This is a genomic window from Rhodococcus sp. AQ5-07 (assembly GCF_009707305.1).
In the GTDB taxonomy this organism is placed as follows: Bacteria; Actinomycetota; Actinomycetes; order Mycobacteriales; family Mycobacteriaceae; genus Rhodococcus_F; species Rhodococcus_F erythropolis.
Genome location: NZ_CP046099.1, coordinates 2291661 through 2304126, shown reverse-complemented (window position 1 = coordinate 2304126; position 12466 = coordinate 2291661). Strand labels below are relative to the sequence as shown.

Sequence of the window (12466 nt, the reverse complement as noted above, 5' to 3'; positions counted from 1 at the left end):
TGCAAACCGCGGTTCGGGCTAGGCCCGACCGAAGGCGAGCGCGACATTGTGCCCACCGAAACCGAACGAGTTGTTCAGTGCGAAATCGAAAGAGCCAGTTCGGGGTTCACCCTTGACGACATCGAGATCGATTTCTGGATCCTGGCTGTCAACATTGAGCGTGGGCGGGATGATCCCGTCACGCACCGCCAGAACCGTGAGGACTGATTCGAGGGCGCCGACAGCGCCGATCGAGTGTCCCAGCGCGGATTTCGGGCCGTACACCGCAGCGTGATTGCCGACCGCTGCGTTGATTGCCTTTGCCTCTGCGATGTCACCGATCGGCGTAGCAGTGGCGTGGGCGTTGATGTGCTTGATGTCGGACTTCGTCAGTCCGGCCATCTCGATTGCTCGGGTCATGGCTCGCGCCGCGCCCAGGCCTTCCGGATGCGGTGCCACGATGTGGTACCCGTCCGAAGTGATTCCGGAACCGAGCAGGCGGGCATGAATGGTGGCCCCGCGTGCCTTTGCGTGTTCCTCGGTTTCGAGGATCATCAGTGCGCCGGCTTCGCCGAAGACAAATCCGTCACGGTCCTTGTCGAAAGGACGTGAAGCTGCGGCCGGATTGTCGTTGTTGGTGCTCATTGCACGCATCATGGCGAAGCTCGCGATCGGAACCGCGTCGATGAAGCTCTCGACTCCACCAGCCACAACCATGTCCGCGTCACCCATGACAAGCATGCGGTGAGCGTGAGCAATTGCCTCGGAACCCGACGAACATGCCGAGACCGGGGTGATGACGCCACCTCGGGCCCCGAGTTCGAGCCCGACCGTTGCGGCAGGTCCGTTGGGCATGACCATCTGCACCGAGAACGGGGACACCTTGCGGTATCCGCCGCCACGGAGTTTGTCGACGGCGTCGATGAGCGTGTCGCCGCCGCCGAGTCCGGTGCCGATGACAACCGCGAGGCGGTCCTGATCGACTTCGGGGCTGCCGGCGTTGCTCCAGACCGTGCGACTCAACGTGAGGGCAAGGCGTTCCACCCAGCTCATCCGTCGAATTTCGACGCGGGACAAGCCCTCGTCTGGTGAAACCTTCAGGTGCCCGCCGATGCGAATGGGAAGGTCGAACTCGTCGATGAACGGGTCATCGAGGATTCCGATGCCGCTTTCGCCGGCGAGTAGCGCCTTCCACGTGCCATCCACATCACCAGCCACCGAGGTCGACGTCGCGAGGCTCGTGACGACGATGTCGGGGAATTTCCCTTTGCGGGTAGAAGCGGAAGTCACGGTCGGCTCACTCTGCGTTCTTGGCTTCGGCGCCTTCGGCTTCGAGCTTCTGGATGTACGCGACGATGTCGCCGACGGTGCGCAGGCCTGCGAGATCCTCGTCGGGGACCTTCACGCCGTACTTGTCTTCGGTCTGAACAGCGATCTCGACCATGGACAGGGAGTCGATATCGAGGTCGTCCACGAAGGACTTGTCAACGGTGACCTCGGAAGGCTCGATACCGGTGACCTCCTCCACGATCTGGCCGAGTTCCGCGATGATTTCTTCCTGAGTGTGGGCCACTGGTGTGGCTCCCTTCTTGATCGATTGAGGTGGGGTGAAACGTCCGGCCGCCGTTCGGGCTGATCGGCCGGGTGGGCGTCCGAGCTAGGTCAGCTCGGACAGTGCGGAGATATCCTCCGGGTTCTTGAGGGCCACCGTCGGCGTGCCACGCATTTCGCGCTTGGCAATTCCGACGAGGGTTCCGGCCGGCGGGAGTTCCACGATCGCGCTGACTTCTGCTGTCCGCAACGACGCGGAGCAGAGGTCCCAACGAACGGGGCGGGTTACCTGCGCGGCAAGTTTGGTGAGGGCGTCGGCGCCCGAGGAGACGGGTGCGCCATCCGAGTTGGAAAGCAGCGTGCGCGTCGGATCGGACGGGGTGATCTTGGCGGCAGCAGCTGCGACGGCGTCCTGTGCAGGTGCCATGAAGCGGGTGTGGAAAGCGCCGGCGACGGGCAGTGCGCGGACTCGGGCCTTTTCGGGTGCGTTTGCTGCGAGTTCTTCGAGCGCGGTGAGCAGTCCGGCAGCCACGATCTGGCCGGCCGCATTGCGGTTGGCCGCTTCCAACCCGAGTTCTTCGAGTCGTGCGAGCACTTCGGCTTCGTCGCCACCGAGAACGGCTGACATGCCGGTGGGCTCGAGCGCGCAAGCCTTGGCCATCTCGGCGCCGCGGAGGGCGGCAAGTGCGACCGCGTCGTCAGCGGAAATAACACCGGCGACCGCAGCAGCGGCAAGTTCACCCACTGAATGGCCGGCAGCGATGACGTCGGCGCCGAGGAGCCCGCGTGATTCGATTTCCTCGTACGCCAGCAGAGCAGCGGCAACGACGAGGGGCTGGGTTACCGAGGTGTCGGTGATTTCTTCTGCAGTCGCGGTCGTGCCGAGTCGGACGAGGTCAAGGCCGGCTGCCTTCGACCACACTTCGAGGCGGTCTTGCGCTCCGGGCAGTGCCAGCCATGGGCTGAGCATGCCGGGTGTCTGAGAGCCCTGTCCCGGGGCGAGCAACGAAATCACTTACTAAGAGAACACCGCCGCGAGTGACCTGCGAGATGTCGGTCGCGATGAACTCTGGCGAAGTGTTTTGTAGGGTTCCCACAAAATCCCACGTCGCGCTCGGCCATCGAAATTGGACGCTCGGGGGTTACAGGTTTGTTTGTCCGGATGTTAAAGATGTGACTGAAGTAACCGAATTGTTCGATTTGAGATCGATTTGTGTCAATCGGCCCACGGTAGCGGCGATCCGTAGTACGTATGCGTCGCGTGGATTCGTAGGATCCCGGCCGGTAACTTCCGCGATTCGCTTCAAGCGGTACCGAACGGTATTTGGATGAACAAACAGAAGACGTGCACAAGTCTCAACCGCACCTCCACAGTCGAGATAACTGTCTAAAGTATCGGTCAAGACTGTGCCGGATTCCGCTAAAGGTGCGACCAGGAAATCGCGAAGAGCCTTTACGGCAGCGTCGTCTCCCAGTAGTGCCCGTTCCGGGAGCAGTTCAGTCGCGAAAACGGGACGAGGTGCGCCGCGCCACCCGGCGACGGCCTTGATTCCCGCGAGAGCTTCGGACGCACTGAAGTGTGCTGCGCTCAACGAGGGCGTTGTCGGGCCGATCACCACCGGCTCGTCGGCGAAACTCATGAGCAGGTCTTGAAGGAATTGGCTGCCTTCCGTCTTACTGCTCAGCTCGCCGCTGACGATCATCACCAGTCGCGGACCCTGCACCACGGCGAGAACAGCGCGCCCGTGCGCGGCGGCAGTGGCGTGGACGGTGCCGGCAACCGAGACCCGCTCGTCCGGCGGAGGAGACCCGACGATGACGGTGGCCGGAGCCGTGGCGTCCCAGTTCAACGTGGCTGCGCGGGAGAGCATGTCCGATCCGGTGTCTCCCTGCACGACGGCGTCGACGACGAGCGCTTCCAGCCGCGTGTCCAGGGCGCCTCGCGACTCGGCGGCGCTTGCGTACACCGTCGCTGCTGCGAAACCGAGTTCACGCCCGTAGCGCAGGACGGCTTCTGTCAGCGCGATCAGCTGCTGATCGTTGCGGGCGAGAGCGGGAAGCCATTTCTCGAAGAACTCCATCGCCACCCGGACCATGTCGACGGTCTGGCGCAGCGTGAGCTGTCGAGCAAGATCCTGAGGGATGACCGGAAACGACTCGTATCCGAAGCTGATCTCCGAGTCGAGTTGCCGCAGCCATTCCAGGAAGTTCACCACCGACGTCTGCACCAAGAGTTGAACGTCGGCACGTTGCGACGCGTCGAGACTGTCGAAGAACGGAAGCTGCTCCTCCATCACGGTCACGGCCTCGGTGGAGAGCCGACCGGAGAACTGTTTGACGCGGCGGAGCAAGGCTTCTGGAAGTGGATCGCGAACCTGACGACGGCGGGCGAGTACAGCCTGCAACCCGGACGACTGTGGTCGAGTGCGGCGTACGCCCTCTTCGGGTTTCTCGGGATCAGGTTCGGGCATGAGAAAAACCTACGCCCATCGCCGCAGCGGATGTCGAGATGACACCCGCGGCGATGGGCGTAGGTCTGTTTTCGATCGCTGGGACTGTTGCCCTACGACTTAGGCGCTACCGGTGTCCCCGGTCTGCTCGGGAGCAGCATTCACGTCGTCGATGCGGTATCGGCTCGCTGCTTCGACGGCCTTCGACCGCTCGATCGATCCTTCCTTCGCCAAACCGATCAGCACGGCAACGACGATGGACTCGGCATCGACGTTGAAGTAGCGACGCGCTGCAGTGCGTGTGTCGGAGAACCCGAATCCGTCCGTGCCGAGCGTGGTGTAGTCGCCGGGAACCCACTGACGGATCTGATCCGAGACCGCCCGCATCCAGTCCGAAGCCGCGACGACAGGGCCTTGGGCCGAGGACAACGCCGTGGTGACGAAAGGAACCGGAGCATCCTCGGACGGATTGAGCAGCGCTTGACGTTCGCATTCGACGCCTTCGCGGCGCAGCTCACCCCAGGACGTGACCGACCAGACGTCGGCAGAGACGCCCCATTCGTCGGCGAGCAGCTTCTGCGCACGCAGACCCTCGGGCATCGCGACACCGGAGACGAGGATCTGTGCCTTCGGGCCGGCTGCTTCGGACGTCTTGTAGAGGTAGATGCCCTTGAGCAAGCCCTCGACGTCGAGACCTTCGGGCTCGGCCGGCTGAACGTACGGCTCGTTGTAGATGGTCAGGTAGTAGAAGATGTTCTCGCCACCGAAACCGTCGACGCCCTCGGTGCCGCCGTACATGCGGCGCAAGCCGTCCTTGACGATGTGCGCCAACTCGTACGAGAACGCGGCGTCGTACGTGACAGCGGCCGGGTTGGTCGATGCCAGGAGCAGCGAGTGTCCGTCGGCGTGCTGGAGACCTTCACCGGTCAGAGTGGTACGACCGGCGGTCGCGCCGAGAACGAATCCGCGAGCCATCTGGTCGGCGGCCGCCCACAGGCCGTCGCCGGTGCGCTGGAAACCGAACATCGAGTAGAAGATGTACAGCGGAATCATCGGTTCACCGTGGGTGGCGTAGGACGTGCCGACTGCGGTGAACGATGCCGTCGAACCGGCCTCGTTGATGCCCTCGTGCAGGATCTGGCCGATCGGGCTCTCCTTGTAGGCGAGCATGAGTTCGGCGTCGACGGAGGTGTAGAGCTGTCCGTTGCGGTTGTAGATCTTCAGCGACGGGAACCACGAGTCCATACCGAACGTGCGGGCCTCGTCCGGAATGATCGGCACGATCCGCTTGCCGATCTCTTTGTCGCGCAACAGTTCCTTGAGGATGCGCACGATCGCCATGGTGGTGGCGACTTCCTGCTTGCCCGAGCCCTTGCGGATGACGTCGTACGTCTTGTCCTCGGGGAGCTTGAGCGGCGCCGCATCTGTGTTGCGTGAAGGCAGGAACCCTCCGAGTGCTTTACGACGGTCGAGCATGTACTTGATCTCGGGAGCGTCCGCGCCCGGGTGGTAGTACGGAGGCAGGTACGGATCCTTCTCGAGCTCGGCATCCGAGATCGGGATGTGCTGCATGTCCCGGAACGCCTTGAGATCGTCCAGCGTCAGCTTCTTCATCTGGTGTGTGGCGTTGCGGCCCTCGAAGTGCTTACCGAGGGTGTAGCCCTTGATGGTGTGCGCCAGGATGACCGTCGGCTGGCCCTTGTGTGCCATGGCCGCTGCGTAGGCGGCGTGGACCTTGCGGTAGTCGTGGCCACCGCGCTTGAGGTTCCAGATTTCCTGGTCTGTGAGGTCCTTGACCAGTTCCTTGGTGCGGGGGTCACGTCCGAAGAAGTGATCGCGTACGAACGCGCCGTCGTTGGCCTTGTACGTCTGGTAGTCACCGTCCGGCGTCACGTTCATCAGGTTGACCAGTGCGCCGTCGCGATCGGCGTGCAGCAGCGCATCCCACTCGCGACCCCAGACGACCTTGATGACGTTCCAGCCGGCACCGCGGAAGAACGATTCCAGTTCCTGGATGATCTTTCCGTTGCCGCGGACCGGGCCGTCGAGGCGTTGGAGGTTGCAGTTCACGACGAACGTGAGGTTGTCGAGGCCTTCGGTTGCCGCGACGTGAGCGAGGCCGCGTGATTCGGGCTCGTCCATTTCGCCGTCGCCGAGGAACGCCCACACGTGCTGATCGGTGGTGTCCTTGATGCCGCGGTCGTTGAGGTAGTGGTTGAACCGGGCCTGGTAGATGGCGTTCATCGGGCCGAGGCCCATCGAGACCGTCGGGAACTCCCAGAAGTCGGGAAGCAGCCGGGGGTGCGGGTAGGACGGCAGTGCGCCGCCGAAGTCGGCGTGGGACTTCTCCTGGCGGAATCCGTCGAGCTGTTCCGCGGGGATGCGGCCCTCGAGGAAGGCGCGTGCGTAGATGCCGGGGGAGGCGTGACCCTGGATGAAGATGTGGTCGCCACCGCCCGGGTGGTCCTTGCCGCGGAAGAAGTGGTTGAAGCCGACCTCGTACAAGGCTGCCGAGGATGCGTAGGTGGAGATGTGACCGCCGACGCCGACGCCCGGTCGCTGCGCGCGGTGGACCATGATCGCGGCGTTCCAACGGATCCAGGCGCGATAGCGGCGCTCGACCTCTTCGTCGCCGGGGAACCACGGCTCGTTTTCGGTCGGAATCGTGTTGACGTAGTCGGTCGAGGTGAGCGCGGGGAGTGCGACGTGCTTCTCACCGGCGCGTTCGAGCATGCGGAGCATGAGGTAGCGGGCACGCGTGGGTCCGGATCGATCCAGAAGTCCGTCGAATGATTCGAGCCATTCGGTGGTCTCGTCCGGATCGATGTCCGGCAGGTACGACGCAACACCTTCGCGAATGACGCGAACGCGACCGTCGGTTCCCCCCGGCGTGTTCGACGCGGGCGAACCCGACTCGCCGGCGGCGCCGGAATCGGCGTTCTGCCCGGACGCGGGACCCTGGATCAGGTCAGACAACGTGTGCTCCTCATTGGTTTGGGGACGCGTGGTGGGGCGTCCTTACATAGGTGATCGAGGCCTTGTTAGGTCCGACGCACTTCCATCGTGAATATGGCGCGTACCTCATCTTTCACCATCCCGGTCGGTCCGGCACACCTCGCCTCTGGTTACTCTCGGGTAGCGTTTTTCGGCGTGACGCAGGGGTGTGATGGTTCCCCGTAGTCACAGGCTTGGGGGATCGATCGGAACGTATGAAGGGGTGGGAAAAAATAAACAAAGAAATCAATTACGGCAGGGTCGGGGCGTGGGTCTCGGTCGGATCGATCGCAGTGGGACTGTCGGTGATCGTGGGATGTTCGGCGGCGGTGACCGGATCGGCAGTACCCAATGAAGCGCACGTGGCTGCATACCAATCCGAGGTGAGTATTTCGATGGCCGCCGCGTCCTCGTCGAAAGCGGCGGCAGATGCGGCAGAGGCAGTTTTCGCGATCTGTGAGGAAGCGGTCTCTCGATCGAAAAACGACGTGGTCGCGTTCAATGCCTACGTCGACGCCGGAAATCATGGTGAGACCGACCTGAGAGCCGAAGCAAGCGCTGCTGCTTCGTCGGCCAGGGACACCGCGTCGTGGTTCGACTCGGTCGCGAGTGAACTTCCGGCGCAACTTTCCGGACTGTTCGACGAATTGGCCGCGAACCTACGTTCATCTGCAGTCGTGATCGAGAGTGATCATTCGGCGGATGAAATCAATTCGATCAGCGATACGAGCAATTCGATTCGCAAGTCGATCTTCGATGAATGTGGATCCCTGTGACCTGCGGTAATCCGCAGGCGTAAGGTTCGCCGTGTGTCAGAAGACGATCTTTGGTGAAAGTTTTCGGCGTGGTCGGCTTGCGCTAACGCCTCAGACCATGTTCGCTTTCCCTAATTGATCGTCAAACGGTAGGTGTGCGGGGTCGCCACACACCATCAACAAAAGGAGGACCCCACCGTGGTCGCCGCGGCGGATGCCCAGAACTACGCTCAGAAACTCGGGATTACCACTGACATGGTGGTGCAGGAACTGGGCTGGGATGAGGATACCGACGACGGCATTCGTGCCGCGGTTGAGGAAACCATCGGCGGGGAAATGCTCGACGAGGATTCCGACGAGGTCATCGACGTCGTGCTGCTGTGGTGGCGCGACGAGGACGGTGACCTGGTGGATGCCTTGATGGATGCCATCGGGCCCCTCGCCGACGAAGGCTTCGTGTGGGTTCTCACTCCCAAGACCGGTCTCGACGGACATGTCGAGCCCAGCGAGATCGCCGAATCGGCGCCGACTGCCGGCTTGACGCAGACATCGGCAGCCAACCTCGGTGACTGGTCGGGAAGTCGACTGGTTCAGCCGAAGGCTCGTCCGGCCAACAAGCGCTGACCCGGCCCTTTCCGCACTTTCCCAAGGAATTGCACATGCCTCTCGAAGTTGGTGCCCAGGCACCGGATTTCACCTTGAAGGACCAGAACAACCAGGAAGTCTCGCTCGCAGATTTCCGCGGTAAGAAGAACGTTCTGCTGGTCTTCTATCCGTTGGCCTTCACCGGGACTTGTCAGGGGGAACTCTGCAAGGTCCGTGACGAGCTTCCGAAGTTCGAGAACGACGACACTGCCATTCTCGCGATTTCTGTCGGGGCTTCGCCGACTCACAAGATCTGGTCAGCTGAGCAGGGATACACATTTCCCTTGCTGTCGGACTTCTGGCCGCACGGTGAAGTCGCTCAGAAGTACGAGGTGTTCAACGACAAGTTGGGCTTCGCGAATCGTGGCACCTTTGTCATCGACAAAGACGGAGTCATTCGTTTTGCCGAGATGAACGGCCCCGGAGAAGCCCGTGACCACGGACTTTGGGCAAACGCGCTTGCCGCGCTAGAGTCTTAGAGCACTCCCGGTGAGGGTCTCACCGGGAGTTCGGGCGTGTAGCTCAGTGGTAGAGCTCTGGTTTTACACACCAGCGGTCGGGGGTTCGAAACCCTCCGCGCCCACCGAAGAATTCAAACCCCGATCTGCTTGTCGACGCAGATCGGGGTTTTTTCATTTTCGGCAACGAATTGTCCGCAATACGCCATCCTGGACGCATGTCCAGTTCTGTGATCGAAGTAGCCGTCGACCCGACGCGCGTGCATCCCACCCGTCCGCACATACATATCGCCGAGATGCCCAGTCTCAGTGTTGCGTTGTTCCCGGGGCAGACGATCCGGGTTCGTTCCCAAAGCGACGCACTGGCGACCGGGATTGCCCGCGTTTGGGAGATCAACCGAATGCACCGCTTGATCTATCTGACGATCGACTGGGACGGCTAGAGATCAGCTCGGGCAGACACGTGACGGTTGGCCAGAGAACGAGCGTGGCTGCTACAACTACGCTCGTGCAAATTTCGGTTCGCTCGTCCCAATCTCGATTCAATGCGCGAGCTGCCGGGCTCCTCCTCGGCTTCGTTGCGGATCGGGCATTCGCCGATCCGGGGCGGTTCCATCCGGTCGCCGGCTTCGGAACCGCAGCTATCGCGCTGCAGAAGATGTCATACCGGGACTCGCGCGCGGCCGGAACACTTCATGTCGCCGTGCTCTTGGCCGGCACCGCAGGACTTGGCCTCACAGCCGAAGCAGCGTCGCGCCGGGCCGGTTGGGCGGCCGTGACGGGTACGACGGCGATAGCTACCTGGGCCGTGCTCGGCGGGACGTCGCTTGCACGCACCGGCATCGACATGGCCGCTCGATTGGAGGCGTCACAGGTCGACGGCGACCTGACGAAAGCGCGTGAGCTACTTCCTTCACTGTGCGGACGCGATCCCTCGGTGCTGGGCGAGGAGGGCCTCACGCGTGCAGCACTGGAGTCGGTTGCCGAGAACACCTCGGATGCAACCGTCGGCGCAGTGTTCTGGGGCGCAATTGCGGGCGTGCCAGGTCTGTTCGTCTACCGCGCTGCCAACACACTCGACGCGATGATCGGCTACCGCTCCGAGAAGTACCTCAGATTCGGGTGGGCTGCGGCGAGGTTCGACGACCTGGTCAACATCGTCCCCGCTCGGCTGACAGGTGCGCTGACGGCTGCGTGTGCACCGGTGGTGGGCGGCTCGGTTCAGGAATCACTGGCAGCGTGGAAACGCGACGCAGCGGCTCATCCAAGCCCCAATGCGGGCGTCGCGGAAGCGTCGGCGGCAGGGGCGTTGGGCATTTCGTTGGGTGGTCGGACCGAGTACGCGCACGGGGTGGAGATGCGTCCCGTCCTCGGCCGCGGGCCTGTGCCGACGCCGAACGATCTGCGCCGCGCGGCGAGGCTTTCGTCGGCGGTGCAGATCAGTGCAGCTGTGGTGTCAGCGGGTATTTCAGCGGGCATTGCCGTATCGATCGGCAAGTTTGGCTTCCTGCGCCGTGAGCGGCACTGATTCCGGCTCGGGCTTCTTGCGACGGCTGAAGGTACGAGCCGGTTCGCCGGGGGGTGCGGCAGGCGCGGACACTGCCGCTTCCGGGGTCGTCTCGGCAGCGGCGTCGTCGGCTGCGAAACCGTCCACAGCTGCTTGAGCTGCCTTTTCCTTGCGACGTTCGCGCCACTCGGCGCGAATGAAGTAAGCCAGTCCGAGCGGCGCCATGATGCCGAACGCCAGCCATTGGAACCCGTACGAGAGGTAGGGGCCCGCGTCGAGTTGGGGGAGCGGGATCGTGCCGAGACCGCCGGGCTGGTCGGGTTCGAGTTGGATGTACGCGTCGATCAGGTCCGTTCCGATGAACTCGCCGATCGGCTGTGCGTCGATGGAGTAGACCTGCTTCGCGCCGTCCTCGAACATCGGAACTCGGCCGGGAGCAGTGCCTTCCGACAGGCGCACACGGCCGTTGAGAGTGACCGGATCGGTCGGCGGCGCAGCGATGGGCGGTGCCTCGGCGCCGTTGATCGGCCGAACGTATCCGCGATTGACGAGGATCGTGCGGCCGTCGTCCAGGCGGAAAGGCGTCAGGATCTCGTACGACGGCGCGCCCTCGATGGACTGCAGGCGGACGAGGATATCGGCGTCGGGCAGATAGGTACCTGCCGCGGTGATGTTTCGCCATTCGTCGTCCGGTGCGATCGTCGAATCGGCGATGACATCACCGATCGGCACGGTCTCCGCGTTGATCGAGTTCGAGATCAGATCATTGCGGTGCTCGGTCTTCGTGTTCTTGCCGAGCTGCCACGGAGCGAGCACGGTGAAGCACAGGTAGGCGAAGAGCCCGACCACAGCTGCCAGTACCAACCAACCGGGCCGCAACAGGAATTTCAGTCTTCGCACACGTCCACGGTATCCGTTGCCCGAACGGGAGTGAATTTTGCTCCGGGTTCAGGCTCGCTCGCGGATCCAGTCGAGTATGTCGGGAATGGCCGCTTCGATCTGGTCTCGAACCAGTTCGAAGTCCTCCTGATCCCCGTAGTACGGGTCCGGAACCGATTCTCCGTCCGCCTCGGGGTCGAACGATCGCAGTAGGCGCCGACGCTCGGTGGGCACGCCGAGATGAGCAAGCTCACGTTCGTGCCCGGTGTCGAGGGCGACGACAAGATCGGCGGCGAGATGATCTGCATTGACCTGCGCGGCGCTGTGGCCCGTCGGATATCCGGCCGCTCGGAGCACGACGTTGGTCCGCTCGTCGGCCTCGCTACCGGTGTGAAACCCCTCGGTACCGGCGCTGCTGACACGCACCCGGTCGGCAAGGCCTTCACGGCCCAGATGCGCGAGCAAGATCTTTTCGGCCATTGGTGACCGGCAGATATTGCCGGTGCACACAAACGTCACGTGGAGTGGTTCAGTCACACGGAGTGGTTCAGAGGCGGCCATCGAGAAGTCCTCCCAGTTCGGATGCCGACGATACGGAGCGAAACGCTTGCCGCGCTTCCTCGGCGGAACCGTAGCCCCATTCGACGACGACGGTGGGGATGCCGTACTTCGCGGCGCCGAGCACGTCGTGATCACGATCGCCGATCATGAGTACGTCGGGGGTTCCGCCGTCGGCGGCGAGGACGGGAGTGATCCCGAGTGAGGTCAGCGAGTGCGCGATCACATCGGGTTTCGCCCGACGAGTTCCGTCGTCACTTGCGCCGCCGATGAACTCGAAGTGCTCGGCCAGGCCGAAATGCTCGAGGATTCGAATGGCGAATCGCTCCGACTTCGAGGTGGCGACGGCCAGTCGGGTGCCGCTCGCGCGAGCTTTACCCAGGACGACGTCCATACCCTCGTACACCGAGTTCTCCTGCCACCCGGTCGCGTCGTAACGCTCGATGTACGCGGCGATCGCCCGATCCACGTCCGCCGGGGCCATACCGAGTGACCTGAAGGTATCGACCATCGGCGGGCCGATCACCGATGCCAACATCGCTTCCGTCGGCTCCGGATGGCCGACAGTTGCCAACGCATGTCGGAAGCCGCCGTGAATGCCGGGAGCGGAATCGGTGATGGTTCCGTCCAGATCGAACAGAACTACAGGAAAACGGTCGAGGGGTGGTGTCATCACGGCACTCATTGTCC

13 protein-coding genes and 1 tRNA gene are annotated in these 12466 nt (G+C 63.0%); 6 read left to right on the top strand and 8 right to left on the bottom strand.

Going from position 1 to position 12466, the window contains the following annotated elements; translation table 11 throughout:
- Window positions 1-18: 18 nt before the first annotated feature.
- From GJB56_RS10555 to aceE, 5 genes are all read right to left on the bottom strand, one after another.
- Window positions 19-1269 carry a KasA/KasB family beta-ketoacyl-ACP synthase gene (locus tag GJB56_RS10555; protein ID WP_003941591.1) on the bottom strand — a complete coding sequence of 417 codons (1251 nt, stop codon included), beginning with the start codon at window positions 1267-1269 and terminating at the stop codon, window positions 19-21.
- Between the two features lie 7 nt (window positions 1270-1276).
- Window positions 1277-1552, bottom strand: a complete 276-nt coding sequence (gene acpM / locus GJB56_RS10550; protein ID WP_003941649.1) for a meromycolate extension acyl carrier protein AcpM — start codon at window positions 1550-1552, stop codon at window positions 1277-1279.
- A gap of 84 nt (window positions 1553-1636) precedes the next feature.
- A complete protein-coding gene (locus GJB56_RS10545) occupies window positions 1637-2545 on the bottom strand; it encodes an ACP S-malonyltransferase (protein ID WP_020908154.1) in 909 nt (302 codons plus the stop codon).
- A gap of 127 nt (window positions 2546-2672) precedes the next feature.
- Window positions 2673-4001 carry a PucR family transcriptional regulator gene (locus tag GJB56_RS10540; RefSeq protein ID WP_019748966.1) on the bottom strand — a complete coding sequence of 443 codons (1329 nt, stop codon included), beginning with the start codon at window positions 3999-4001 and terminating at the stop codon, window positions 2673-2675.
- A 99-nt stretch (window positions 4002-4100) separates the two neighbouring features.
- Window positions 4101-6956, bottom strand: coding sequence for a pyruvate dehydrogenase (acetyl-transferring), homodimeric type (aceE, locus tag GJB56_RS10535; RefSeq protein WP_007735476.1), 2856 nt, complete (start codon window positions 6954-6956; stop codon window positions 4101-4103).
- 233 nt (window positions 6957-7189) lie between these two features.
- Between aceE and GJB56_RS31620 the strand changes: the two genes are divergently transcribed.
- The 6 genes from GJB56_RS31620 to GJB56_RS10500 all read left to right on the top strand — a co-directional run bounded on the left by GJB56_RS31620 (window position 7190) and on the right by GJB56_RS10500 (window position 10360).
- Window positions 7190-7750 carry a hypothetical protein gene (locus GJB56_RS31620; RefSeq protein WP_230091171.1) on the top strand — a complete coding sequence of 187 codons (561 nt, stop codon included), beginning with the start codon at window positions 7190-7192 and terminating at the stop codon, window positions 7748-7750.
- 177 nt (window positions 7751-7927) lie between these two features.
- A complete protein-coding gene (locus tag GJB56_RS10520) occupies window positions 7928-8353 on the top strand; it encodes a DUF3052 domain-containing protein (protein ID WP_003941575.1) in 426 nt (141 codons plus the stop codon).
- 35 nt (window positions 8354-8388) lie between these two features.
- Window positions 8389-8853: a peroxiredoxin gene (locus GJB56_RS10515; protein WP_019748962.1), complete on the top strand. Its 465-nt coding sequence runs from the start codon at window positions 8389-8391 to the stop codon at window positions 8851-8853.
- Window positions 8854-8885: 32 nt separating this feature from the next.
- Window positions 8886-8957: transfer RNA gene (locus GJB56_RS10510), tRNA-Val, on the top strand.
- Between the two features lie 93 nt (window positions 8958-9050).
- A complete protein-coding gene (locus GJB56_RS10505; protein WP_003941648.1) occupies window positions 9051-9275 on the top strand; it encodes a hypothetical protein in 225 nt (74 codons plus the stop codon).
- A gap of 65 nt (window positions 9276-9340) precedes the next feature.
- Entirely contained in the window at window positions 9341-10360 is a 1020-nt protein-coding gene (locus GJB56_RS10500) for a cobalamin biosynthesis protein (protein WP_113683700.1), read from the top strand.
- On the opposite strand, the gene GJB56_RS10495 is transcribed toward GJB56_RS10500, so the two are convergent.
- The 3 genes from GJB56_RS10495 to GJB56_RS10485 are packed head-to-tail and all read right to left on the bottom strand — an operon-like array spanning window position 10301 to window position 12461.
- Window positions 10301-11239, bottom strand: coding sequence for an SURF1 family cytochrome oxidase biogenesis protein (locus GJB56_RS10495; protein ID WP_113683699.1), 939 nt, complete (start codon window positions 11237-11239; stop codon window positions 10301-10303). The genes GJB56_RS10500 and GJB56_RS10495 overlap by 60 nt on opposite strands.
- A 48-nt stretch (window positions 11240-11287) precedes the next feature.
- Window positions 11288-11779, bottom strand: coding sequence for a low molecular weight protein-tyrosine-phosphatase (locus GJB56_RS10490; protein ID WP_042952191.1), 492 nt, complete (start codon window positions 11777-11779; stop codon window positions 11288-11290).
- Complete coding sequence (locus GJB56_RS10485) at window positions 11766-12461, bottom strand: HAD hydrolase-like protein (protein ID WP_113683698.1); 696 nt, start codon at window positions 12459-12461, stop codon at window positions 11766-11768. Before GJB56_RS10485 ends, GJB56_RS10490 begins: the two co-directional genes overlap by 14 nt.
- Window positions 12462-12466: the final 5 nt, after the last annotated feature.

What these genes read in the sequence shown, in the direction of transcription:
- GJB56_RS10490 (WP_042952191.1), bottom strand. Translation starts at nt 11,779, where the DNA reads ATGGCCGCCTCTGAACCACTCCGTGTGACTGAACCACTCCACGTGACG.
- GJB56_RS31620 (WP_230091171.1), top strand. Translation starts at nt 7,190, where the DNA reads ATGAAGGGGTGGGAAAAAATAAACAAAGAAATCAATTACGGCAGGGTC.
- GJB56_RS10515 (WP_019748962.1), top strand. Translation starts at nt 8,389, where the DNA reads ATGCCTCTCGAAGTTGGTGCCCAGGCACCGGATTTCACCTTGAAGGAC.
- GJB56_RS10505 (WP_003941648.1), top strand. Translation starts at nt 9,051, where the DNA reads ATGTCCAGTTCTGTGATCGAAGTAGCCGTCGACCCGACGCGCGTGCAT.
- GJB56_RS10540 (WP_019748966.1), bottom strand. Translation starts at nt 4,001, where the DNA reads ATGCCCGAACCTGATCCCGAGAAACCCGAAGAGGGCGTACGCCGCACT.
- GJB56_RS10485 (WP_113683698.1), bottom strand. Translation starts at nt 12,461, where the DNA reads ATGAGTGCCGTGATGACACCACCCCTCGACCGTTTTCCTGTAGTTCTG.